The 25,277-nt window shown below is 46.6% G+C and carries 23 protein-coding genes; 14 read left to right on the top strand and 9 right to left on the bottom strand.

The window, feature by feature from the left end:
• Positions 1 to 53: 53 nt before the first annotated feature.
• On the top strand, positions 54 to 620 hold the full coding sequence (locus tag BLT32_RS07960; protein ID WP_053953777.1) for a nitroreductase family protein: 567 nt from the start codon (positions 54 to 56) through the stop codon (positions 618 to 620).
• Here BLT32_RS07960 and asnS read toward each other — a convergent pair.
• Positions 617 to 2,017: an asparagine--tRNA ligase gene (asnS, locus tag BLT32_RS07965; protein ID WP_053953776.1), complete on the bottom strand. Its 1,401-nt coding sequence runs from the start codon at positions 2,015 to 2,017 to the stop codon at positions 617 to 619. The genes BLT32_RS07960 and asnS overlap by 4 nt on opposite strands.
• Positions 2,018 to 2,123: 106 nt before the next feature.
• Between asnS and BLT32_RS07970 the strand changes: the two genes are divergently transcribed.
• Positions 2,124 to 2,483, top strand: coding sequence for a hypothetical protein (locus tag BLT32_RS07970; RefSeq protein ID WP_053953850.1), 360 nt, complete (start codon positions 2,124 to 2,126; stop codon positions 2,481 to 2,483).
• Here BLT32_RS07970 and bioA read toward each other — a convergent pair.
• Positions 2,480 to 3,772, bottom strand: coding sequence for an adenosylmethionine--8-amino-7-oxononanoate transaminase (gene bioA, locus BLT32_RS07975; protein WP_053953775.1), 1,293 nt, complete (start codon positions 3,770 to 3,772; stop codon positions 2,480 to 2,482). The two genes, BLT32_RS07970 and bioA, sit on opposite strands and share 4 nt — an antisense overlap.
• A 102-nt stretch (positions 3,773 to 3,874) precedes the next feature.
• Between bioA and bioB the strand changes: the two genes are divergently transcribed.
• The 7 genes from bioB (at position 3,875) to BLT32_RS08010 (ending at position 10,712) form a co-directional block, all read left to right on the top strand.
• On the top strand, positions 3,875 to 4,912 hold the full coding sequence (gene bioB, locus BLT32_RS07980; RefSeq protein WP_053953849.1) for a biotin synthase BioB: 1,038 nt from the start codon (positions 3,875 to 3,877) through the stop codon (positions 4,910 to 4,912).
• Between the two features lie 11 nt (positions 4,913 to 4,923).
• On the top strand, positions 4,924 to 6,060 hold the full coding sequence (locus tag BLT32_RS07985) for an aminotransferase class I/II-fold pyridoxal phosphate-dependent enzyme (protein WP_053953774.1): 1,137 nt from the start codon (positions 4,924 to 4,926) through the stop codon (positions 6,058 to 6,060).
• A complete protein-coding gene (locus BLT32_RS07990) occupies positions 6,057 to 6,842 on the top strand; it encodes a methyltransferase domain-containing protein (protein ID WP_053953773.1) in 786 nt (261 codons plus the stop codon). The genes BLT32_RS07985 and BLT32_RS07990 overlap by 4 nt, the downstream gene beginning before the upstream one ends.
• 12 nt (positions 6,843 to 6,854) lie before the next feature.
• On the top strand, positions 6,855 to 7,529 hold the full coding sequence (gene bioD, locus BLT32_RS07995; protein ID WP_053953772.1) for a dethiobiotin synthase: 675 nt from the start codon (positions 6,855 to 6,857) through the stop codon (positions 7,527 to 7,529).
• Between the two features lie 57 nt (positions 7,530 to 7,586).
• Complete coding sequence (gene htpX / locus BLT32_RS08000) at positions 7,587 to 8,444, top strand: protease HtpX (RefSeq protein WP_053953771.1); 858 nt, start codon at positions 7,587 to 7,589, stop codon at positions 8,442 to 8,444.
• Positions 8,445 to 8,515: 71 nt separating this feature from the next.
• Positions 8,516 to 9,874, top strand: a complete 1,359-nt coding sequence (locus BLT32_RS08005) for a class II 3-deoxy-7-phosphoheptulonate synthase (RefSeq protein ID WP_053953770.1) — start codon at positions 8,516 to 8,518, stop codon at positions 9,872 to 9,874.
• Positions 9,875 to 9,914: 40 nt separating this feature from the next.
• Positions 9,915 to 10,712 carry a DUF1338 domain-containing protein gene (locus BLT32_RS08010; RefSeq protein ID WP_053953769.1) on the top strand — a complete coding sequence of 266 codons (798 nt, stop codon included), beginning with the start codon at positions 9,915 to 9,917 and terminating at the stop codon, positions 10,710 to 10,712.
• Between the two features lie 31 nt (positions 10,713 to 10,743).
• On the opposite strand, the gene ppsR is transcribed toward BLT32_RS08010, so the two are convergent.
• Positions 10,744 to 11,553, bottom strand: a complete 810-nt coding sequence (gene ppsR, locus BLT32_RS08015; RefSeq protein WP_053953768.1) for a posphoenolpyruvate synthetase regulatory kinase/phosphorylase PpsR — start codon at positions 11,551 to 11,553, stop codon at positions 10,744 to 10,746.
• 108 nt (positions 11,554 to 11,661) lie between these two features.
• Here ppsR and ppsA point away from each other — a divergent pair, with 108 nt between their 5' ends.
• On the top strand, positions 11,662 to 14,028 hold the full coding sequence (ppsA, locus tag BLT32_RS08020; protein WP_053953848.1) for a phosphoenolpyruvate synthase: 2,367 nt from the start codon (positions 11,662 to 11,664) through the stop codon (positions 14,026 to 14,028).
• A 2-nt stretch (positions 14,029 to 14,030) separates the two neighbouring features.
• Positions 14,031 to 17,060: a D-2-hydroxyglutarate dehydrogenase YdiJ gene (ydiJ, locus tag BLT32_RS08025; protein WP_053953767.1), complete on the top strand. Its 3,030-nt coding sequence runs from the start codon at positions 14,031 to 14,033 to the stop codon at positions 17,058 to 17,060.
• Between the two features lie 22 nt (positions 17,061 to 17,082).
• Here ydiJ and BLT32_RS08030 read toward each other — a convergent pair whose 3' ends face one another.
• The 6 genes from BLT32_RS08030 to BLT32_RS08055 form a co-directional block, all read right to left on the bottom strand.
• Positions 17,083 to 18,120: a Glu/Leu/Phe/Val dehydrogenase dimerization domain-containing protein gene (locus BLT32_RS08030; protein ID WP_053953766.1), complete on the bottom strand. Its 1,038-nt coding sequence runs from the start codon at positions 18,118 to 18,120 to the stop codon at positions 17,083 to 17,085.
• A 126-nt stretch (positions 18,121 to 18,246) separates the two neighbouring features.
• On the bottom strand, positions 18,247 to 19,395 hold the full coding sequence (locus BLT32_RS08035; RefSeq protein WP_053953765.1) for a cupin domain-containing protein: 1,149 nt from the start codon (positions 19,393 to 19,395) through the stop codon (positions 18,247 to 18,249).
• Positions 19,392 to 20,762, bottom strand: coding sequence for an adenylosuccinate lyase (purB, locus tag BLT32_RS08040; protein WP_053953847.1), 1,371 nt, complete (start codon positions 20,760 to 20,762; stop codon positions 19,392 to 19,394). Before purB ends, BLT32_RS08035 begins: the two co-directional genes overlap by 4 nt.
• 23 nt (positions 20,763 to 20,785) lie before the next feature.
• On the bottom strand, positions 20,786 to 21,406 hold the full coding sequence (gene hflD, locus BLT32_RS08045; protein WP_053953764.1) for a high frequency lysogenization protein HflD: 621 nt from the start codon (positions 21,404 to 21,406) through the stop codon (positions 20,786 to 20,788).
• Positions 21,403 to 22,518, bottom strand: a complete 1,116-nt coding sequence (mnmA, locus tag BLT32_RS08050; protein WP_053953763.1) for a tRNA 2-thiouridine(34) synthase MnmA — start codon at positions 22,516 to 22,518, stop codon at positions 21,403 to 21,405. The genes hflD and mnmA overlap by 4 nt, the downstream gene beginning before the upstream one ends.
• A gap of 78 nt (positions 22,519 to 22,596) precedes the next feature.
• The gene (locus tag BLT32_RS08055; RefSeq protein ID WP_053953762.1) at positions 22,597 to 23,175 is read right to left on the bottom strand and encodes a pseudouridine synthase; all 579 of its coding nucleotides are present in this window, start codon (positions 23,173 to 23,175) and stop codon (positions 22,597 to 22,599) included.
• A 105-nt stretch (positions 23,176 to 23,280) separates the two neighbouring features.
• Here BLT32_RS08055 and BLT32_RS08060 point away from each other — a divergent pair, with 105 nt between their 5' ends.
• From BLT32_RS08060 to BLT32_RS08070, 3 genes are all read left to right on the top strand, one after another.
• Entirely contained in the window at positions 23,281 to 24,033 is a 753-nt protein-coding gene (locus tag BLT32_RS08060; protein WP_053953846.1) for a DUF2189 domain-containing protein, read from the top strand.
• 22 nt (positions 24,034 to 24,055) lie between these two features.
• Complete coding sequence (locus tag BLT32_RS08065) at positions 24,056 to 24,907, top strand: glucosaminidase domain-containing protein (protein ID WP_053953761.1); 852 nt, start codon at positions 24,056 to 24,058, stop codon at positions 24,905 to 24,907.
• 88 nt (positions 24,908 to 24,995) lie between these two features.
• The coding region (locus BLT32_RS08070; RefSeq protein WP_176764950.1) for a transposase at positions 24,996 to 25,277 on the top strand (282 nt) is incomplete at its 3' end.

Below are 25,277 nucleotides of genomic sequence, written 5' to 3' on the forward strand. Positions count from 1 at the left end.
GCAAGCTAGCCGGAGAATGTAACGAACCGTTACATAATGATAAAGGTTGATATATGGATGCAGTAGAATTATTAACAACGCGCTCTTCAATGCCACGGCTGATAGAGCCTGGGCCCAGTGTTGAACAATTGGAGCTAATAAAAAAGTCAGCGGTGAGAGCGCCCGATCATATGTCGTTAGCGCCGTACGAATTTATACAATTTCAGGGAAAGGATCGTGGAATTCTGGCTGACATCTATCAGCAGGCGGCACGTATTAATGACTTTTCTGAAACCATTGTTGAGCAGGCTGGGCAATTACCGTTTCGGGCTCCACTTGTTATTGCGGCTTGCTTGAGGTATCAGGAACACCCGAAAGTACCAAGAGAAGAGCAGTTATGTACCGTTGCCTGCGCTACTCACGCTATGCAACAGGCGGCTTTTGCCCAAGGTTTGGGAGCTATTTGGCGTACTGGCTGGACGGCGGAAGATGCGCACGTCAAAGAGCAATTGGGACTAACCGAAGATGATGCCATTGTTGGCTTTTTGTACGTAGGCACGCCTGCTGTACCTACGCCAATAAAACCTGAAAAAGATGCTGAACCGTATTTTGTGTCAGCAAAAGATAAAGTGCTGAGTTAAAACTCAGCACTTTTAGGAGCACGTGGGAAAGGAATAACATCGCGGATGTTTTGTACGCCGGTAACGTAAGCAACTAAGCGTTCAAAACCAAGCCCAAAGCCTGCATGCGGGACGGTACCGTAGCGGCGAAGGTCACGATAAAATTCATACTCTTCCATTGGCAGATTCATTTCTTCAATACGCTTATCAAGAATATCTAAACGCTCTTCGCGAGCAGAACCACCAATAATTTCACCAATGCCCGGGGCTAATACGTCCATTGCAGCAACGGTTTTGCCGTCTTCGTTTTGACGCATATAAAAGGCTTTAATATCACGTGGATAGTTTTTCAGAATAATCGGGGCGCCAACGTGCTCTTCTGCAAGATACCGTTCGTGCTCAGATTGTAAATCAACCCCCCATTCAACCGGGTATTCGAATTTCTTGCCGCAGTTTTTCAGAATCTCAATAGCGTCTGTGTAATCCATGTGGACGAAGTTGCTGTTCACAATGGCTTCTAAACGGCTGACTGCTTCCGAGTTAATGCGCTTAGCGAAAAACTCCATGTCGTCAGGACGCTCTTGAAGGACTGCTTTGAAAACATACTTAAGCATGTCTTCAGCCAAGTCAGCGACATCATCAAGTGATGCGAAAGCAAGCTCTGGCTCGACCATCCAAAACTCGGACAAGTGGCGGCTGGTATTCGAGTTTTCAGCACGGAACGTTGGCCCAAAGGTGTAAACTTTAGACAGCGAACACGCATAAGACTCAACGTTTAGCTGACCTGATACGGTTAAAAAGGCTTCTTTACCAAAGAAGTCTTCAGAAAAATCGACTTCACCCTTTTCTGTTTTCGGTACATTAAGTAAATCTAACGTCGATACACGGAACATTTCACCAGCGCCTTCACAATCTGACGTGGTGATAATAGGGGTGCTAACCCATAAATAGCCGTTCTCGTGAAAGAAGCGGTGAATAGCCTGAGACAAAGAGTTACGAACACGCATCACTGCGCCGGTAATGTTTGTTCTAGGGCGTAAATGAGCGTATTCACGCAAGTATTCCATGCTGTGACGTTTCGGCGCCATTGGATAGGTGTCTGGATCTTCGACCCAGCCATAAACATGGACTTTCGTCGCTTGCAGCTCGAACGACTGACCTTGCCCCTGAGAAGGAACGACCACACCGGTAATAGCAACAGAACAACCCGTAGTCAGCTTTTGCACTTCATTACTGTAGTTAGGAAGCTCAGCAGGAACAACGGCTTGAACGGCTTCGAAACAGGAGCCATCATGCACATTAATAAACGAAATACCCGCTTTTGAGTCACGGCGCGTACGCACCCAACCGCGAACCGTTACCGTTTCATCGACGGGAATTTTGCCTTCCAGAATATCCACTACAGAAGCATACGACATGGGTTTCTATTCTCCGAAATTTACACTATTTTGCGAATCAAAGGTTGCTATGTTACCTCGGATTGGCGCAGACTCAAGTATAACCCCGTTAACAGAGAGAAAAATTATGAAAAGGGGCTCTATAGACGACTTGAAAAAAGTACCATTTTGGTCAAGGGTGCTTGGCTTATTATGCATCTCTGGCTGGGTCATATTTGTTATTGCCACTATTGTTTTTAATTACGCAAAGCCCGAGCGTAATACCATACTGACACAAATCTTTGGTATTCCGGTTCGGGATTACTGGCATATAACACTAGGCGACTTATTTGTTATCACACTTTTCATTGGCTTAGTGATTAGCCTGATAAGCCTGGCGCTCAACTTTGTGCTCTTCAGGCAGCATAAACAGCATATTTGGGTGAACCTGGTGATACTTATTTTAAGCTGCCTGGGTGGCTTATCACTTTATTTCTTCGGCTTTTAAACGCTTTTTGCGTAGTCAGCCATTGCCGAGCATAATGTTGATAACTCCTGCTCGCTAATAATATAAGGCGGCATAATATAAAGCAGCCGACCAAAAGGGCGTATCCAAACGCCGTGTTTAATGAATAAACGCTGCGCTTCAGCGACGTCGATTCTCTGTTCCATCTCCAGCACTCCAATAGCACCAAAAACTCGTGCGTCGCGCACGGAACTTAGCTCATTTAAGGGCAGTAACTTATCTTTTAGGTACTTCTCTATGATACTCACTTGCTGCTGCCAATTGCCGTCGCTAATTATGGCTAATGACTCGGATGCAACAGCGCAAGCCAGGGGGTTCCCCATAAAAGTAGGTCCGTGCATGAGCGCGCCACCGGCAGGACCTTGTCCGATAGTTTCAGCGACCTTTGCGGTCGTGACGGTTGCTGCTAACGTCATATAGCCACCCGTTAACGCTTTACCAAGGCAAATGATATCGGGCGTTACTTCCGCGTGTTCGCAGGCGAATAATTTTCCGGTTCGACCAAAGCCAGTGGCAATCTCATCGGCAATGAGCAGTACGTCGTATTTATCACAAAGCGCTCGTATAAGCTTCAGGTAGTTAGGGTGGTAAAAACGCATGCCGCCGGCACCCTGAACAATAGGCTCAAGAATAACGGCGGCTAACTCTTTATGGAACTGCTCGAACCATAGCGTTAATTGCTGGCCAGAAGTTTCGTCCCATTCATCATCGGGTGTTAATTCAGGAGCATCAGCAAAAATTTGCGTAGCAATGGCTTTATTAAAAAAGCTGTGCATGCCATTTTCCGGATCACACACCGACATAGCTTTGAAGGTGTCACCGTGATAACCGCCTTTTATGGTTAACAGCTTAGACTTCTCAGGGCGTGACTGCGCCAACCAGTACTGCAGGGTCATTTTTATGGCCACTTCGACACTGACAGAGCCTGAATCTGCAATAAACACTTTCTCTAACGGAGCGGGCAGCATATCAACCAGTTGTCTCCCCAGTTTAATTGCCGGCTCGTGAGTCAGCCCCCCAAACATCACATGGCTGACGGTATCTATTTGTTGATGGGCAACCTTATCCAACCGTGGGTTACGATAACCGTGAATGACCGCCCACCAGGAGGACATTCCGTCAATAAGCTGCTCGCCGCTTTTAAGGGTAATAGTGGCACCTTTTGCTGAGCTCACTTCATAGGACGGTAGCGGGTGGCTCATTGAGGTATAAGGGTGCCATAAATGTTGGCGGTCGAAGGCTTCATTACTTAAATGGCTTGGTGAGGTCATAAATTACCCAGTTGTAAAGTTTCTATTCTTGTGTAAATTGACAGGGCAATGATAACGCATATTCTATGCGACATTAACTGTTCAAATGACGAGATTATTATTATGTCTGCCATTCGCAATGACTGGACCATTGAAGAAGTCCAGAATTTACTACAGCTTCCGTTTAATGACTTAATGTTCAAAGCCCAGAGTGTTCACAGAGAGCACTTTCACCCGAATGAAGTACAGGTCAGTACGCTGCTTTCTATTAAAACCGGAGCGTGTCCTGAAGACTGCAAATATTGTCCACAGAGCGCGCATTACCATACCGGACTTGACCGGGAGCGCTTAATGGCTGTTGAAAGTGTCTTGCAGGAAGCGCAAGCGGCGAAAGACAAAGGAGCCAGTCGTTTTTGTATGGGGGCTGCATGGCGTAACCCGAAAGACAGAGATATGCCTTACATTATGGAAATGATTAAAGGCGTTAAAGAGCTGGGTTTAGAAAGTTGCATGACACTGGGCATGCTGAGTGCAGAGCAAGCGAAGCTGCTGCAACAGGCCGGGCTTGATTACTATAACCATAACTTGGACACCTCGCCGGAGTTTTATGGCGACATTATTACCACACGAACTTATCAGGACCGCATTGATACCCTGACCAATGTTCGTGACGCTGGTATGAAAGTTTGTGCAGGCGGCATCGTTGGTATGGGAGAAAGTGTGAAAGATCGCGCTTCATTGTTGGTGCAGCTGGCTAACTTACCTAAGCACCCTGAAAGTGTACCCATTAATATGTTGGTGAAAGTTGAAGGAACGCCTTTCGCTAAGCTCGAAGACCTAGATAACTTTGAGTTCGTACGTACCGTTGCTGTTGCCCGTATTCTAATGCCGCAATCGCATGTTCGCTTGTCGGCTGGCCGTGAAGATATGAATGATGAAATGCAGGCGTTATGCTTCTTAGCAGGGGCTAACTCGATATTTTATGGTGAGAAATTACTAACCACAGCCAACCCCGAAGCAGATGCTGATCTTCGTTTGTTCGAGCGCTTAGGCATTACACCAGAGCAGACCGATGGCTATGATGACGAGGTACACACAGCAGTGATTGAAGATGCCATTGCTGAACAAGAGCAGCCGGTTCGTTTCTACGACGCATCTTAAAACAATAAGCCATGCACGAGTCGTTACGTCACAAACTTAAGCAACGAATGTCGTCGCCGCAAATGCGACGGCGGCGCTGCCGAGCAGCAAGGGAAAGCAGTGTTGTACTCGACTTTTCTAAAAATGATTATCTGGGGTTAAGTCAGCACCCAGAAGTTAAGAAACAGTTCGTTGATGCGGCTAATGAATGGGGCGTCGGAAGCACCGGCTCTCCGTTATTAAGTGGCTATAGTTTGGCGCACCAACGGCTCGAATCGGAGCTTTCAGAGTGGCTCGAGAAGCCGGCTGGATTACTCTTTTCTTCTGGCTTCGCGGCAAATGTCGGGGTTCTGAGCACTTTGGTTAGTGACACCAGCAAAATATATGCGGATAAACTGGTTCATGCGTCTTTGATTGACGGTATAACGCAAAGTCGTCAGCGGTTTAAGCGCTATGCCCACAGTCAACCACTGACCATTGCTGAGGCATTGAAGCCCGGCGACTGGCTGGTGACAGAAGGTGTCTTCAGCATGGATGGTGATGACGCCGGCATTACACAATTAATCGAACTTAAAAAACGTCAGTCGAACACCACAGTTATGGTGGATGATGCGCATGGCATTGGTGTTCTTGGTGATAGCGGCAAAGGCGCATTATCGAATGATTTGGGCGTTGCTGACATCATGACAGGGACTTTCGGCAAAGCTTTTGGCGTTGGCGGAGCGTTTGTTTGTGCAGGCCAAGACACCATTGAAGCGCTGATTCAGTTCTGCAGAGAATACATCTATTCAACCGCAATGCCACCGGCACAAGCGGCCGCAGCGAGCGCAGCCTTAATGGTCATAAAGGACCAGGAAGGGCGCGAGAAGCGAGAGCACTTGGCACAATTGGCGCAGCAGTTTCAATTAGAGATGTCTCGTCGCGGGTTAGTCTATATTGAGTCTTCAACTCCAATTCAAAGCTGGCTGCTTGAAAGCGAAGATTCTGCCAAGCGAATGGCTGGCGAGCTAAGCAGTTTAGGTTATTTATGCCGTGCCATTGTTCACCCCACGGTACCTAAGCATTCACCCCGAATTCGCTTTAGTCTAAACAGCAATATGCAGCCTGCTCATATAAGTCAGTTTTGGCATGTGGTGGATGGGTTACTGGAGCGCGACAACGCATTATGAAGCCGCTTAATTTTGATAAAGCCGTTGCTCAGCATTTTGATCGTGCGGCGACAAGCTATGCCCAGCATGACGAAATTCAAAGAAAAGCCGCTCACGACTTATTGGGCTACGCCAACGCAGTCAAGCCTATCAGTCCGGAAACAATTGTTGATATTGGCTGTGGTCCTGCCGCTGAAACAACGCGGCTTGAACGTTACAGCCAGCAATACCTTGGTATTGATATTTCAAGAGAGATGCTGGCACAGGCTCAGACGTTAAACCCTCACTTGAGCTGGTTACAAGGCCATTGGACTGCGCTGCCTTTAGCCAATGAGAGTGTCGACTGGGTATTTGCGAATTTATCATTGCAATGGGTGGATGATTTAAACATCGCGTTTGCGGAAGTTTACCGTGCGCTTAAACCCGGTGGTATTGCCACGGTGAACACATTGCTTCCGGGTACCTTTTCTTCTTTACAAAACAGCTGGGCTGAGGTCGACAACAAACCTCACATCAATAGCTTTTCAACGCTCGCGAATATTACCCAAGCGACAGAAGCATTCCCGTGGTTGCATAAAACCTTTTATACGCATAATTACATTCAGTATTTTCCTAACTTACGCGCATTGCTAGCAAGCATAAAAGGGGTGGGGGCCAGTTTGGTAAAACGAGATAACAGTTCAGGTTTGATGACAAAATCTAAGTTCCAAACTTTAGAAAATGCTTATGAGACCTACAGAACAAGTGATGGATTACCATTGGAATGGCATATTATCAATATAGTTTTAGTTAAGCATGGTTGATTAATAGTTAACATGGACATTTATTTTATAACTGGTACCGATACAGATGCAGGTAAAACAGTCGCAGCGTGCGGTTTTGTTCAGTATTTAGTAGGGCGCGGACAAAAAGTCGCTGTTATGAAGCCAGTTGCCTCTGGTTGCGAGATGACCGATGGGCAACTAAAAAACTCAGACGCCTTAGCGTTAAAGAAGGTTGCTAACGTTACTCAACCCTATGAGCAGGTTAATCCTTATACCTTTAAACCTGCAATTGCGCCCCATATTGCCGCTGCTGACGAAAATGTAGAAATATCTTTGGATAAGCTTCAACAGGCGGTTGACGAAATTCGTCAAAGTAACGTGGATGCTTTAGTCATAGAGGGTGCAGGGGGCTGGCAGTTGCCTTTATCTAATTCTCACTTTATGCCAGAGCTGGTTAAGCGCTTGTCTGCAAAAGTTATTTTAACGGTGGGCTTAAAGTTAGGGTGCTTGAATCACGCGTTACTTAGCGCACAGTCAATTAAAGCGTCTGGGTGTGATTTAGCAGGCTGGATTGCTGTGCAAACGACAGAAACTCCCATGCCCAGACAAACCGAAAACCTGGAAACATTAATCGCTGTATTGCGGTCAAAACCGATAGCAGTGCTGCCTTATATTCCTGATTGGCAGACACAAAATTTAGCCAGTAAATTTTCACTGGTGTATTGAACTTAAGGCTAAGCGCCTACATATCGGTAACTGTGACTATTTTTAACGGAGACTAGGATGAAAAGAATCCTGCTGTTTTTAGCAACTAACATAGCTATTTTATTGGTTGTTAGCGTTGTTTTTAATATTGTCATTGCGGCGACCGGAATCGATGCTCGTGGGTCTGCTGGGCTGTTGATTTTCTGTGCATTGTTTGGATTTGGTGGTGCATTTGTCTCACTGTGGATCTCGCGCTGGATGGCTATCCGTTCAACCAGAGCGCGGGTAATTGAGCAGCCTCAGAACCAGTCAGAAGAATGGCTGATAAGAACAGTTCAGCAGCAAGCACAAAAAGCAGGCATACCGATGCCACAAGTAGCGGTTTACCAGTCTCCATCGCCTAATGCCTTTGCGACCGGGCGCAGCAAGAACCATTCATTGGTTGCGGTAAGTACCGGTCTTTTACAAAGCATGAACGCAGACGAAGTGGAAGCTGTGCTGGCGCACGAAGTCAGCCACATCGCTAATGGCGACATGGTCACACTGACCTTAATTCAAGGTGTGGTGAATACCTTTGTAATGTTTTTTGCCCGCATTATCGCCAGTGCAATCGCGCGAGGTGATAATCAGCGTGGTGGCCTGGCTTATTATGGCTTAGTCATGTTGCTGGAAGTTGTTTTTGGTATTCTGGCCAGCGTGATTGTGATGTGGTTCTCGCGTCAGCGTGAGTTCAGAGCCGACGCAGGCTCCGCAGACTTAGCGGGTAAGCAGAAAATGATTGCCGCATTACGCCGTTTGCAGCGAGGTCGCGAGTCTGAGCTGGACGGCACCATGTTGGCTTTTGGCATCAAAGGTAAACGTTCGACTATTGGAAAATTATTTATGAGCCATCCGCCTTTAGAAGAGCGTATTCATGCGCTGGAGCAACGGCGTTAGTCGTTGCTTTTCAGCGGCGGACACCGTACATTCGTACCTCTTACAGAGCAAAAAAATCGGAAGTTAATTTTATGGCACAGTGGAGTGCGCGCAGCTGGCGCGATAAGCCAATTCAACAACAACCCAGCTATCAAAACGAACAGCAGCTGCATGATGTCGAGAGGCAATTAAGTCAGTTCCCACCGTTAGTCTTTGCAGAAGAGATTCGGGCACTAAGAAATCAGCTCAGCGATGTTTGTCAGGGCAATGGTTTTTTGTTGCAAGGCGGTGACTGTGCCGAGTCCTTTAGTGATTTTAATGCCCCTAAAATAAGAGACACCTTTAAAGTCATTCTGCAAATGGCCATTGTTATGACTTTTGCAGGCTCATGTCCGGTGACCAAAGTTGCAAGAATGGCGGGGCAATATGCCAAGCCTCGTTCAAGCGACTTCGAATCGATTGATGGTGTCAGCCTGCCAAGTTATCGCGGTGATATTATTAATGGCTCTGATTTTAACCAAGCATCCCGTGAACCAGACCCTGAGCGCATGCTTAAGGCGTATCATCACTCGGCGGCAACCTTAAACCTACTGCGAGCCTTTGCGCAGGGCGGTTTGGCAAACCTGCATAAGGTTCACAAGTGGAACTTAAGCTTCATAGCTTCAAACCCGCTGAAAGAACGTTATCAGCAAATTGCGGAAGAAATACAATCAGCGCTGCGCTTTATGGAAGTGCTTGGTATTAATGCCGATAACAATGCAACCATTCATGAAACATCGCTGTTTACGTCGCACGAAGCCTTATTACTGCCATACGAGCAAGCCTTAACACGTACCGACACTCTTACAGGCTTACCTTACGACTGTTCGGCACACATGGTTTGGATAGGGGAACGTACGCGCCAATTGGACCATGCTCATGTCGAGTTTATGCGCGGCATTAATAACCCAATTGGTGTGAAGGTAGGTTCGAAAATGCCGGAGGACGAGCTTATTCGCCTTATCGATGCGCTTAATCCGGATAATGAAGCAGGGCGCTTAACACTCATTACTCGAATGGGCGCAGACAACCTGGCAGAAAACATGCCACGCCTGGTGCGCCGGGTAAAAGAAGAGGGTCGCAATGTTATATGGTCCAGTGACCCAATGCATGGCAACACCATAAAAGCCGATAATGGCTTGAAAACGCGATCGTTCGACGCCATTCATAAGGAACTGAGACAGTTCTTCGCCATTCATCAGTCTGAGGGTACGTATCCTGGCGGGATTCACCTGGAAATGACCGGGGAAGACGTAACTGAGTGCACTGGTGGCGCCTATAAAATCAGCGAAGAAGACTTATCGAGCCGCTACCGCACGCAGTGCGATCCACGACTTAATGCCGATCAAGTGTTAGAATTGGCATTCTTAGTGGCCGAATCGCTGAAAGCAGCCCGCAATGGCGAAGGCTAAATTTTCTATTTCATTGAATCTATAAGAGGACAACCGTTGTATGTCACAGCAGGTAGAGCAGTTATTTGAGAATTTGTGGCAAGATTACTTATCGCGCACGCCGTCGGCAGAAAAAGTTCACAAAATACTGGGTGAAGGACACCCGATCATTAACGATCACGTGGCTTTCAGAACATTCGATATTGCTCCGGTTGGTTTAGAAGTTCTGGCACAGCACTTTCTTAATTTAGGTTACAAGGAAGGCGGCGATTATCACTTTGAAGCGAAAAAGCTTCGCGCTAAACATTTTGAACATGACGACCCTGAGCTGCCAAAAGTCTTTATTAGTGAGTTAATGACCAGCGAGTTTTCTGACGAGTTGCAAGCTAAAGTGAAGGATATGGTTGCGCAAGTCTCTGAAGAAGACACTAAGAAACCTGACTTTTTGTACTCAGGAACCCACTGGAAAGTCAGCCATGAAGACTATCAGGCGCTGTTAGAAGAAAGTGAATACGCTGCTTGGATGTCGGCGTTCGGCTATTGCGCAAACCACTTTACTGTCAGCGTTAACCAACTTCCGGGCTATGAGTCACTGGAACAGGTTAATCAGAAGCTAAAAGACAACGGCTTTACCCTGAACACCTCTGGTGGTGAAATCAAAGGGTCTCCTGAGGTCTATCTTGAGCAGTCATCGACTATGGCTGACCGCCATGATGTTGAGTTCTCTGATAAAACGGTCAGCATTCCCAGCTGTTTCTATGAGTTTGCGAAACGCTATGAAATAGAACCTGGTAAGCTCTACACCGGTTTTGTTGCGGCGTCTGCAGACAAAATCTTTGAAAGTACTAACGCAAAATAAGCGCAAAATAAGCGTTAATAACGGAACGGCACTAATAGCGGTGCCGTTCTAAGTTGGTCTTCGCAAGAATCTTCGCAGCAATTTCTTCGACCGAATAATGCGTTGAATTGATAAAAGGTATTGCTTCCCGGCGGTACAGCTTTTCAACCTCGGCTAATTCAAATCGACACTGTGCTAACGACGCATAACGACTACCTTCCCGGCGTTGACTGCGTATTTCATGCAAGCGCTGAGAGCTAAGCGTTAAGCCAAAAATTTTGTGACGGTGCATTTTGAGTTCTTTTGGCAATTGCAGCCGCTCAAAGTCGTCATCGTCCGTAAGAGGGTAGTTAGCCACTTTAATGCCGTATTGCATCGCCAAATAGAGGCTGGTTGGTGTTTTTCCGGTTCTCGATACACCTACCAGAATAAGATCGGCTTTATCGAGTTGGTTAAGACGCTTACCGTCGTCGTTATCCAGCGCATAGTTAATGGCATCTATTCGGAAGTTATAATTCTTATGGACACCGTGAGTACGGTGGGTCTTCGGCTCAGCTTTAACGTTAAGCTCTTTCTCAACGGGAGCCACAAAGTGGTCGAGGAAATCATAGCAAACACCACCACAGTGGGTTATTTTTGATTTTAGAGACTCGTTAACAAACGTATGAAAGATAAGTGGTGGCTCGCCACTTTCTTCTTGTGCTTTTTGAATGGTTTTACAGACATCTTCTGCTTTTTTTTCGGTATCAATAAATGGCAGGGTTTTATGCTCAAAGGTGACCGGAAACATAGAAAGCAAGGCATGGCCAAAGGCCTCGGCGGTCAGTGCCGTACCGTCAGAAATATAAAAGGCGTAGCGCACGTTAAGTCTCTTTTACAAAGGATTAATACAGCGATATTAACTTGTTGAGCTATAAAGTGTAAAATAACCGGCACTTCCATGCCTAAAAAATTAATTGAGGACTGTGACGTGCAAGAATACGTAGCGTGGTACCAAGATCTGGGAATGCAGGACGTTAATCGTGTGGGAGGCAAAAACGCCTCTCTGGGTGAAATGATCAGCAACTTATCGGGCGCCGGTGTTGAAGTTCCCGGAGGTTTTGCAACCACAGCCGAAGCTTATAATCAGTTTTTGGAGCAAAGTGGTCTTAACGATCGCATTCACGATTTGCTCGACAGCCTCGATGTCGATGATGTTCAAGCGCTTGCTCAGGCGGGTCAAAAAATTCGCCAATGGATAATCGACACACCATTCCAGAGCGAGTTTGAAAATGCCATTAAATCAGCATTTGAAACACTGAGCGAAAACAACGACGAATTTAGTTTCGCTGTACGTAGCTCAGCGACGGCTGAAGACATGCCTGATGCATCATTTGCCGGACAGCAGGAAACATTCCTGAACGTTCGTGGCTTAGACAATGTGATGGAAGCCATTAAACATGTCTTCGCTTCATTATTTAACGACCGGGCAATTTCTTACCGAGTTCACCAGGGCTATGACCACCGTGGTGTTGCGCTTTCGGCGGGCATTCAGCGTATGGTGCGTAGTGATATTTCTTCCTCGGGCGTTATGTTCAGTATTGATACCGAGTCAGGTTTCGAAGATGTTGTCTTCATCACCTCGTCTTTTGGACTTGGGGAAATGGTCGTGCAAGGCGCTGTAAACCCTGATGAATTCTATGTTCATAAGCCAACGTTAGAAGCAGGGCGCCCGTCGGTATTGCGACGCACACTAGGCAGCAAGAAAATCCAGATGATTTTCTCAGAAGACCGCGCGCACGGTAAGCAGACATTAATTGAAGACATCGACACACAGAAAAGCCGCACGTTCTCAATTACTGACGACGAAGTTGAAGCTCTGGCCAAACAGGCGCTTATCATTGAAAAGCACTATGGCCGTTCAATGGACATAGAGTGGGCAAAAGATGGCGTTGATGGAAAGCTGTATATTGTTCAGGCACGTCCTGAAACGGTGCAGTCTAACCAGAAAGGCCAGGCTATTGAGCGTTTTGCTCTGAAAAGCAAGAGTGACGTAGTTTGTCAGGGTCGTGCTATTGGTCAGCGTATTGGTCGTGGTGTTGCACGCGTTCTCAATGATATTAGTGAAATGGACAAGGTTCAGCCGGGTGATGTGTTAGTGACCGACATGACTGACCCTGACTGGGAACCGATTATGAAACGCGCCGCTGCCATTGTTACTAACCGCGGTGGTCGTACTTGTCACGCGGCTATCATTGCGCGTGAGTTAGGCATTCCGGCGGTCGTAGGTTGTGGCGATGCAACAGATCATATTGCGAATGGTCAGGAAGTTACCGTTTCTTGTGCAGAAGGTGATACCGGTTATATCTATCAGGGACAGCTTGATTTTGACGTCACCGAGTCACGGATTGATGCTATGCCTCCGTTGCCGCTAAAAATTATGATGAACGTTGGCAACCCCGACCGCGCGTTTGATTTTGCCAGTTTGCCTCATGCGGGTATTGGCTTAGCGCGTTTAGAGTTCATTATTAACCGCATGATAGGCGTGCACCCGAAAGCACTGCTCAACTATGACGCACAAAGTGATGACCTGAAAGCGACTATCGACCAAATGATGGCTGGCTACAGCAGTCCACGCGAATACTATGTTGCGCGTTTGGCAGAAGGTATTGCCACCTTAGGTGCTGCTTTCTCACCCGAACGAGTCATTGTTCGTATGTCTGACTTTAAGTCTAACGAATACGCTAACCTTATTGGCGGTAGTCAGTACGAACCGGGCGAAGAGAACCCTATGCTTGGGTTCCGCGGTGCTTCCCGCTATATCTCTGAAGAATTCCGTGACTGCTTTGCATTAGAGTGCGAAGCCATTAAACGGGTTCGTAACGACATGGGACTGACCAACGTCGAAATTATGATTCCGTTCGTGCGAACTCTTGAAGAAGGTCGCAAAGTTATTGAGCTTCTGGAAGAGCAGGGTTTAAAACAAGGCGAAAACGGTCTGCGCGTCATTATGATGTGTGAGTTGCCGTCGAATGCACTGCTCGCTGACGAATTCCTCGATATATTCGATGGTTTCTCTATTGGTTCTAACGACTTAACTCAGTTAACCCTGGGGCTTGATCGTGACTCCGGTGTGATTGCGCATTTATTTGATGAACGCAATGAAGCCGTTAAAAAACTGCTTGCTATGGCCATTCAAACGGCTAAGAAACGTGGTAAATACGTTGGAATTTGTGGTCAGGGGCCGTCGGATCATCCCGATTTTGCCGCTTGGTTGGTTGAGCAGGGCATTGACTCTGTGTCACTGAACCCTGACACCGTTATTGAAACCTGGATGTATTTGTCGGAACACCTATAAGTATGACCGCATTACCGAAAGTTTCAGCGGAAAGTGCGTTACCGGAAAACTACCAGAGTTTTTTAAAGTCATTAAAAGACTCTGGATTCTCCGGCGAAATAGATGTGAGTTATTCGGGGCGGCTTATTGCCGCTACCGATAACAGCGTTTATCAACAGTTACCTCAGGCAGTTTTATACCCTCAAAAGCAATCTGATCTTGTTCTGGTGATGAAATTAGCCGGCCAGGATGAGTTTTCTGATATTCAATTTTCTCCCCGAGGCGGTGGCACTGGCACCAATGGTCAGTCATTAACCTCCGGCATTGTGGTCGACATGAGTCGACACATGAATAAAGTATTGGAAGTGAATGCAGAAGAGGGCTGGGTTCGCGTGCAGTCCGGAGTGGTAAAAGACCAGTTAAACGATGCGTTGCGCCCGCATGGCTATTTCTTCTCGCCTGACTTATCAACCAGTAATAGGGCAACACTGGGGGGCATGATTAACACCGATGCTTCCGGGCAGGGCTCTTTGGTTTACGGAAAAACCAGCGACCATATTCTCGAGCTTAAAACCGTATTGCTTGACGGAAAGGTTCTGGACAGTGGTCCGGTGTCTCTTGAGCAGGCTGAAACCATTGCTCAAGGTAGTGACAGGGTAGCAAAAATTTACCGTCAGGTTATAGACACCTGCGTTGGTGAAGAGCACTTAATTGCCGATAAATTCCCGCCATTGAATCGCTTTTTAACGGGCTATGACCTGAAGCACGCTTATGACCCCCAAGAGCAGGTTGTTGATGTTTCGAGAATTATTGCCGGTTCAGAAGGAACGTTAGGCTTTGTCAGCGAAGCCCGGCTGAACATTACGCCAATTCCCAAACACCGCGTGCTGGTTAACGTTAAATACTCAAACTTTCAGGCGGCTTTAGAGAATGCACCATTCCTGGTGGAGGCAAATGCGACGTCGGTCGAAACTGTTGACAGTAAGGTGCTGAACCTTGCGCGGGAAGATATCATCTGGAAGTCTGTGTCACACTTGCTTGAAGACGTTGAAGGCAAGCGCATGGACGGCATTAATATGGTCGAGTTTACCGGACTTGACCAAGATGACATAGATACTAAGGTCAATACGCTTTGTCAGCGTTTGGATAAACTCATTAAGAGTAAAGACAATCAGGGCGTTATTGGCTATCAAATTTGTGATGACTTGCCGAGCATACAACTGATTTACGCAATGCGTAAAAAGTCAGTTGGTTTACTGGGCGCAACAAAAGGACGCCGCAAGCCGGTCGCTTTTGCCGAAGACACAGCCGTGCCGCCTGAAAAACTGGCGCCATTTATTAATGAATTCCGGGCATTACTCGATAGCAAAGGTTTGGATTATGGCATGTTTGGCCACGCTGATGCCGGAGTCCTGCATGTTCGTCCGGCACTCGATTTAACCGAGCCTGCTGATGAGAGTTTACTGCGTGAGGTCAGTGATGAAGTCGCTAAGCTGACGCAAAAGTATGGCGGTTTGATGTGGGGAGAGCATGGCAAAGGCTACCGCTCGGAGTATGCCCCTAAGTTCTTCGGTGACGATCTCTACAAAGAGCTACAAAAAATAAAAGCCAGCTTTGATGCTTGTAACCAGTTGAACCCCGGTAAGATCTGTACACCACTAAATACGGAAGCAGAGCTGGTTTCTGTCGACGCAATAAAGCGTGGCTACTATGACCGGCAAATCCCCGTAGCTACGCGCGAGAGCTACCAAAACGCAATGGATTGTAACGGTAACGGCTTGTGTTTTAACTATGACACGTCGTCGGCTATGTGTCCGTCTTATAAAGTCACTCGCGATAGACGATATTCTCCGAAAGGTCGGGCGGGTCTCGTGCGCGAATGGTTACGACTGACTCAGAAAGAAGGCTACGATGCAGCGCAATCCCCTCAGCGAAGCCACTTTTTTGAGAAGCTTTCACGTCAACTTAAGACATCGGATGACTTTAACCATGAAGTGAAAGACTCCATGGATAAGTGCTTAGCCTGTAAGGCGTGTACCAATCAGTGTCCGGTCAAGGTCGATGTGCCGACGTTTCGGGCGCGTTTTTATGAACATTACTACAGCCGCTATTTCCGTCCATTAAAAGACTACCTGGTCAAGAACGTCGAGAAAACCGGACGCATAGCCAGCCGCTACCCAACAGCCAGTAATGTGCTGATTAATAACCCCGTTTCTCGCTGGGTGCTTAAACATATTGTGGGTTATGTTGATACGCCGAGCTTCTCGACGCCGGACTTACTAACGGGGTGGAGCCAAAACGGCTTCGATATTTTAGATACCGGCGATATTCTGGCGTTAAGTGAAACGGAAATAAGCAAGACTGTTGTTATTGTTCAGGATCCATTTACCAGTTTTTACGAAGCTGAGTTTGTTTTAGCTTTGGGTCACTTGGTATCGAAGTTGGGTTATAGACCAGTACTACTGCCTTTTGCAGGGCATGGTAAAGCGCAACATGTGAAAGGCTTTTTAAAAGACTTTGATGAAACCGCGCGCAAGGTCACTGAACAGTTACAACCGCTTTCAGAGGCGGGTATTCCTTTAATTGGCCCCGATTCGTCGACAGCACTGATTTTTAGGGATGAATATCGAAAGGCCTGTAATGGCGAATTACCATCAGTCAATGTCAGCACCGTGATTGAGTGGCTTATGTCTGTGGACTTTGAGTCGCACGATCAAAAGCGATCAAGTCATTATGGGCTGCTGCTGCACTGTACTGAACAAAGCTTTGTTCCTGAGTCAGCGAAACAATGGCAAACGCTGTTCGCTAAGCTGGGCCTCACTCTGGATATTGTTAATGTTGGTTGCTGTGGTATGGCAGGTACTTTTGGTCATGAGGTTAAAAACCTGGATGACAGTATGGGCTTGTATCACATGGGTTGGCACGACGCTGTTCAACGTTACGGTAGTTCAGGAGTTTTGGTAACGGGGTTCTCCTGCCGCTCGCAAGTTAAGCGGGTAGAAAAAAAGCGGGTGAAACACCCGCTTGAAGTTATCTTACAAAGCCTGGTTTAATCACCAGGCTTTTTTATAGGTTTTACTGCTTACCTTTGGCGATGATCTCTCTTGCCATTTCATCAGCAATAACGCCGGTTGGGCGGTCTTCTTCTTTAGCTCGTGAAAACAGCTTGTCTAGCGTGTCGTGAATAGCGCGAACACGCTTATCCGTTTCTTCTAAGCTCATGTTTGCCGCTTCAGAGCAGACATGAATAACACCGCCAGCATTAATGACATAGTCTGGTGCATACAAAATGCCCATGTCTTTGACTGCCTGATCATGCTTAGGATTTGCTAATTGGTTGTTAGCGCTGCCGGCAATAACTTTCACCTTAAGTTGCTTCAGTGTTTCATCGTTAATGGTTGCGCCTAATGCACAAGGTGCGTAAATATCAGCATCAACGCTGTATATTTCATCCAAACCAACGGCTTTCGCGCCTAACTCGTTAACTGCACGCTCAACAGACTCTTCGTTTATATCGGTAACGATAAGCTCAGCGCCGTCTTCTGCACAGTACTTAGCAAAGTCATAACCGACCGAGCCTAAACCTTGCACAGCAATTTTTACGCCTTTTAAGTCTTCGCTGCCTAAACGGTGTTTTGCTGCCGCTTTTAAGCCCAGGTAAGTACCCAAAGCTGTGTGTGGAGAAGGGTCGCCGGCCTTGTCAGCAGTACCTGCTACGTGGCTGGTTTCTTTTGCAACGATGTCTATGTCTTCAGTACGGATGTTGACGTCTTCTGCGGTAATGTAACGACCACTTAACGACTCGATGAAGCGCCCATAAGCACGGAATAGCTCTACGCTTTTAATTTTTTTTGCGTCGCCAATGATAACCGCTTTACCGCCACCTAAAGGCAGGCCTGCCATTGCACTTTTATAGGTCATGCCACGAGACAGACGTAGTACGTCAGTTAAAGCTTCACCTGACGAGCTGTAATTCCAAAGGCGTGTACCACCAAGGCTTGGGCCTAAGGTTGTATCATGAATGGCAATAATAGCTTTCAAGCCAGACTCTTGGTCGTGACAGAATACAACTTGCTCGTGATTATCAAATTCAGGATGCTCGAATAGAGACATGAATTTCAATTCCTTATTGCTTAAAAAATTGCGCGAACATTACCACGTAGGGCAACCGTTCGCTACTGAATAAAATCAATAAATACGCGTATTCAAACAGGTGTTTATCAACTTCTCTTTACAGAATTATTCAGGTGCTTCATCAATGAAGAAATAGTAACCACCCAGGTTAATGACCTCGGCCAGAACTGCCTGGCTTTCCGGCGTTGAGAAGGTGGCTTTCAGCTCTGTAACATGAGCGCTGCCGTGCATTTTAGCCAGTTGCGTAGCGGCTTGCTGTGCCGCTTCAGGCACCTCGAGTTTTTCACCGTTTAAATAAAAAGTGTCATTATTTAAGCGCAGTAATCGGGCACCGGGAGCGCGTTCAATAAAAGCAGCGCCTTGCTCGAGCATTGCAGGTATTTGCTCTGCTGTTACAGGTAACTCTGGCTCTACCAAAGGACGCTTCGATTGCGATAGTAACCGGGCAATCAGGTCACTGGACTCGTCCGATGATATTGCTTCTATTAATAATGACTTAACGGCGTCTAGCTGTTGTTCGGTAACCTCATAGCCAGACGATGGGGCTTGGCTATCTGGATCTGTGTAGCGCTTGGTTAGCACGTCATTAGCCATAGCGCTGTCACCCAGTTGCCACAGCAACTCAGCTTGAGAAGGGGCTCTAAAGCCAACGGAGTAATTCAGCGACGGCTCAAGTGCTATGCCGTCGTGTGGGCTGCCTGCCGGAATATACAACACGTCACCGCTTTCGAGTTCTTCGTCAATAACGACGTTAAAATCATTATTGACTAAGCAAAGATCCTCAGTGGGTTGCAACTCCTGTAACGGTTGACGGTTGCCCACGCGCCAGCGTCGCTTACCTGTGCCCTGAATAATAAAAACATCGTATTGATCGACATGTGGACCAACACCACCGTTTTCACAGGAAAAGCTAACCATGACATCGTCCAGACGCCAGTCTGGCAGGAAGCGAAAGGGTTGCAGAAGTTCGCCGACTTCTGGCACCCACTCATTAACGGACTGAACTAATAACGTCCAGTCCGACTCACCAAATGATTCATATTCTTCGAAGGGACCATGAATGACCTGCCAGCCTGAATCGGTATTGGCATTTGTCTGCACAATACGGGAATCCGCACCTTCTTCCATGGCTAAGCCCGCCAGTATTTCAGGGCTAATAAGGTCTGAAAATGCAGCAAAGCCTTGCCTAATTAAACAAGGCTTTTTCTGCCAGCTATTCGCCAGAAAGTCTGCTATATCGAGGTTTAATGTCATACTAAATCATCAACAAACTGAATAGCACGGCCAATGTAGTTTGCCGGACTTAGCGCTTTCATTTCATCTTTTGCTGCGTCAGGAATATTTAACGCATCAATAAAGTCACTTAAGTCAGCTGGGGTAATGCGCTTACCGCGTGTTAACGCTTTGAGTTTTTCATAAGGTTTTTCGACGCCGTAGCGACGCATCACGGTCTGTACCGGCTCCGCCATTAGCTCCCAGTTGTCATCCAACTCGGCGGCTAGTTTGGCTTCATTAACTTCCAGCTTGCTGAGACCTTTTTGAGTCGCCTGATAAGCAATAACCGCATAAGCTAAACCAACACCCAGATTACGCAATACTGTTGAGTCCGTAAGGTCACGTTGCCAGCGGGAGATAGGCAGTTTTTGTGCCAAATGCTGCATAATGCTATTAGCTATACCCAGGTTGCCTTCTGAGTTCTCAAAATCAATGGGGTTAACTTTGTGAGGCATGGTCGAAGAGCCGACTTCGCCTTCAATCGTTTTTTGTTTGAAGTGGTTCAGAGCAATGTAACCCCAGACATCGCGATCAAAATCGATAAGTACAGTATTAAAGCGTGACAGGGCGTCAAAATACTCAGCAATGTAATCGTGCGGCTCGATTTGAGTGGTGTATGCATTCCAGTTCAGACCTAAAGACTCAACAAAACGCTCAGAAATGCCGTGCCAGTCAACATTTGGATAGGCCGCAAGGTGAGCGTTGTAGTTACCCACCGCTCCATTTATTTTGCCCATAATGTTAACCGCTTTAAATTGCTCAATTTGACGCTCTAAGCGAACAGCAACATTGGCAAACTCTTTACCCATTGTTGTTGGCGTAGCCGGTTGACCATGGGTACGAGCCATCATTGGAACAGCGCGGTACTCTTTAGCTTTAGCTTTCACGTCGTCGAGCAGTTGAGTCATCATTGGCAACAGTACGTCTTCTCGCGCTGTTGCCAGCATTAAGCCGTGTGACAGGTTGTTGATATCTTCTGAGGTGCACGCAAAATGAATGAACTCTGATACATTATTGAGTTCGTCGTTTGATGCCACTGACTCTTTTAAAAAGTACTCGACCGCTTTAACGTCGTGGTTCGTCGTTCTTTCAATTTCTTTAATGCGCTCCGCATCTTCAACAGAGAAGTTTTCAACAATACCATCGAGTACCGCGTTCGCGTCGGCGCTTAATGCGGGAACTTCTTTAATGCCATCAACAGTTGCTAACAATTGTAGCCAGCGCACTTCAACAGTAACTCGGAACTTGATTAAGCCGTATTCACTAAAAATAGGGCGCAGCATTTCTGCTTTTGAAGCATATCGACCGTCAACAGGGGATATCGCAGTGAGTGAAGATAAGGGCAACATACAAAGTTCTCCGAGTTTAATTAAGCAATTTGAAGGAGCTGCTGAGCGGCTTTCAGCATCTGCTTTCTTGAAAATATGAAATGGCGGCGCTTACCGCCGACTTGATTCCAGAGTATGGCACTGCGCACTCCCGCAAGCAGCAGGGCACGGATATGATGCTGGTTAGCATCGGACTTTAACACCTCTGGTTTACCGTTTATTCGAATAGGCTGACCTAATGGGCTTATTAACTCACGGTATACGCCAGCCATACTTTCTAAAATACGATACTGTTCAAAGCCAAACTCTTCTTTTTGGCGCTTTATTTGAGAAATGCGCTGACCCAGCTCGTCCAGTACTTTCGGCTCTTTTAATAAGCGTCTTGAAAGGTGCAGCATTCCAATTAAATAGCGTGTGACTTCAACATCTTTCTGAGAGCTGCTGCCAATTTGGCGCACAAATGTTTGTAAGCCGGGCTGTAAATTTACTAGCCCACCGTAAACCTGTTCGATGGAGTCGGGCGACTGCTGTAAGACACTATGAACTAATGTGTCGGTAATGGACTCTGGGTATAAACTGCCGCTGCGCGCTATTTTCTGTACCGCAGCGGCACTTAATGACATACCGGCTAATGCAATAACTCGCTGCTGCCAGTCGTTCATAGTTTTACCTCAAAGTCGGTCAGACGCTTTTCGATAATGCCGCCACCAAGGCAAACGTTATCAATATAAAACACGGCTGACTGACCTGGCGTCACTGCCGCAACAGGCTCGTCAAACTCAACATGGACGTCGCCATTGTCTAATGGAGTTACCTGACAGGCGATATCGCTCTGGCGATAACGCGTTTTTACGGCACAGCGGAAAGGTTCCGCAGGTGTTTCCCGGTTAACCCAATGCAGCTGGCCGGCAATTAAACCTTTAGAGTACAGGCGAGGGTGGTTCTTGCCTTGTGCAACAATCAGTACGTTACGTTCAACGTCCTTATCGACCACATACCAAGGGTCGTCAGAAGCGTTAGCCAGTCCACCAATATGTAAACCTTTGCGTTGACCAAGCGTGTGGTACATCAAGCCTTCATGTTGCCCAAGAACATCACCGTCGACGGTTTCGATGTCACCAGGTTTAGCCGGCAGATACTGCTGTAGAAAATCTTTAAACTTACGTTCACCAATAAAACAAATACCGGTAGAGTCTTTTTTATCCGCCGTTACTAAGCCTTGTTCCTCGGCAATACGTCGAACTTCTGGCTTTTCCAGTTCCCCCACGGGGAATAGTGTCTGGGCAATGTGCTCATGACTGAGCGTATAGAGAAAATAGCTTTGATCTTTGTTGTTATCCAACCCACGTAGCATTTGCCACTTCTTGCCGTCATATTGGCGGCGAACATAGTGGCCTGTGGCGATATAATCGGCGCCCAGCGCTTCGGCAGCAAACTCAAGAAACGCTTTAAACTTAATTTCTTTGTTGCACATGATGTCCGGGTTGGGAGTACGGCCGGCTTTGTATTCTTCCAGAAAGTACTCAAAGACGTTATCCCAGTATTCCGCAGCAAAGTTAATGGTGTGAAGCTCAATACCCAGGGTTTCGCAAACTTTTTCTGCGTCAGCCAGATCATCGGCGGCCGCGCAATACTCGTCCGTGTCGTCTTCTTCCCAGTTTTTCATAAACAGGCCCTCAACATGGTAGCCCTGTTGTTTTAGAAGATAAGCTGAGACAGAGGAGTCGACCCCTCCGGACATGCCGACAATGACTTTTTTTACTGCATCACTCATAAATTTGCTCGGACGTTTTGGCGTACTAAAATTGGCGCATATTCTATCATTTCCACCGTCACAGCGGTAGTCAAAGGTTTACCAAACTGGTGGCTCTTCACGCCATTGTCCTGGTTGCAGGCCTTTTAATTGAAACGGTCCGACTGCAGCTCTTATCAGTCTTAACGTTGGTAGGCCAACATGCGCTGTCATACGGCGAACTTGCCTGTTTTTGCCTTCACGTATCTTTATACAAAGCCAGGTGTCGGGCACAGACTTTCGCTCTCTAATAGGCGGGTTACGGGGCCATAAGTTATTGGGCTCGGGCATAACAAAGGCTTCGGCAGGGCGCGTCATTCCGTCTTTGAGCTCGACACCGTTACGTAGCTGCTCCAGTTGTTCTTCCGTCGGTTCACCTTCTACCTGAACCCAGTATGTTTTCCATACTTTATACTTGGGGTTCGCGAGCCGTGCCTGATACACACCGTCATTGGTCAGCAATAACAAACCTTCACTGTCTTTATCGAGTCGCCCGGCAGGATAAACGTCTTTATGAGGAATATAGTTTTTTAAGGTATCATCGTCTGCTTCGCCGCTAAATTGCGATAAAACACCGTAAGGTTTGTTAAGTAAAACCAGCTTGGGGTTCGCAGGACGTTCTTTACGTTTTTTCTGCATGAGACTCCTTAAGTGTTTATCGAAATTATTGGATTGTCGATGTGGATGCTCTAGTATAGCGGGCGCTATTTTAACCGACTCAGCAATTAAAGTGTGGTAATTTTTGTGAATGATAACAAGCTAATAGTAGGCGGCTCATTGACCGATGCTTTGACCGGCAAATACGACTTCTCTTTAAAAAGCGTCATAGAGCAGTCTTTTAATGTTACTAAGAACCATCTTGGCTCTTTATTAGGCGGCTTTTTAATTCTATTTGGCATTAACGTTTTAATGGTGTTGGTGCTGATTAATTTCTTCTCGCTGGAAAGTTTTGAGAACTCCCTAGAGCTGCAATTTTTAACCAGTATTATTCAAGCGGTTATTAACGCTCCACTTCTCGGTGGACTTATGTTGATGGGCATAAAACACAGCGTCGACATAAAAACAAAAACGACTCAAGTGTTTGATGGGTTTCAACGTTTAATGCCGCTTATTGTGGTGTCACTTATTGCAACGGTCTTAAATATTATTCTGACCTTACTTTTAGGACAGCTGCACCCGAACTTAGGGTTGCTCGGGTCTTTGTATTTAACGGTAGTGCTTGCGTTAGCCATGCCTCTTGTTATTGAGCGAGGTGTCAGTCCGTTAAATGCGTTGTACTATTCTTTTCGTATTACTCATTACAAGTTACCTAAATTTATTGTCCTGTTCTTGCTTATTATGGGCGCACTATTTTTGGCCATTATTCCATTCGGCTTAGGGCTTATTTGGATGCTGCCTATGATTTATAATCTGATAGGTGTGGTCTATAAAGAGATTATTGGCGTAACAGTTATAGAGAAAGGCAGACCAGAGCCGTCTGACAATATTTCTATTTAAGATTATTTTCCTGAGGAAAAGTATGCGAATAGCTACGATAATTTTATTTATTATTTTATGTGTTGCGGCGCTATTAACGCCTTGGTTTATTCCAAAAGAGCCACCTAAAAAGGAAGACGCTTCGGTCGTTGCACACTTACCGCCTATTCCGGATGTCGAGATTAAAACAACCATGCCTGAGTTTTCGGCAATGACAGATGTGTCCGAGAAAAAAGAGGCGTTTTTTCGCTTTTTGCTGCCTATGGTTGAAGCGGAGAATATTCGCATATTGCATGAGCGAGCTTATCTAAAAGACGTTTATGGGCGTTTTCAGGAAGGGCGCTTAACCGCAGACGATAAGCAAAAAATTGATGAGTGGATCGAGTATTATCGTTTAGAAGAAGACATAGCTATTGATGACAACTTATTCGGCTTGTTGAAACGTCGTATGGACATCATTCCTGAAATGATGGTGCTGGTTCAGGCTGCTAACGAATCGGGTTGGGGAACCTCGCGCTTTTCCCGTATGGGTCTTAACTTATTTGGTCAATGGTGTTACGTAAAAGGTTGTGGGCTTGTGCCAACCGGGCGTAGTGAAGACGGCCGTCATGAAGTGGCTAAGTTTGACTCAGTCAATGAGTCCGTAAAAAGCTATATGCGAAACATTAATACCCACGGTGCATACTTAGACTTACGTTTATTGCGTGAGCAGAAGCGTTTAGATAATGAAGATATAACGGCAAATGACTTAATTGTCGGTTTGGAAAGTTATTCTGAACGTGGTGTTGAATACATTGAAGAGTTACGTGCGATGATACGGATTAACCGTCCTATTGTGAAAGAAGTGCGCCAGGAGCTAAACGCTGAAACAAGTAGTGAAGCTGCTCCTCAATAACTTCCATTAGAAATACAAAGAGCCCCGAAAGGGGTAGTGTTCAGAATTCTGTGTCATTTCGTTAAACTAAGCAAAAAAGAGATGACATATGACCAAAACCAATTTCGACATGGATGCCGCTTTAAAGCAGTTGCGTGAAGGCAAAGACCTCACCGGCAAAGACGGCATCCTGACACCGCTTATTAAACAACTCACCGAAGCCGCGATGCAGGCTGAGCTTGAAGAGCATCTCAGTGATAAAGAGCAATCTAACCGCAAGAACGGTTCGACGTCAAAAACAGTCAAGAGTCCTGCCGGCAGCTTTGAATTAGATACGCCCCGCGACAGAGCCGGCTCATTTGAGCCGAAACTGGTTAAAAAACATCAGACG

This window comes from Idiomarina zobellii (assembly GCF_900100855.1).
In the GTDB taxonomy this organism is placed as follows: Bacteria; Pseudomonadota; Gammaproteobacteria; order Enterobacterales; family Alteromonadaceae; genus Idiomarina; species Idiomarina zobellii.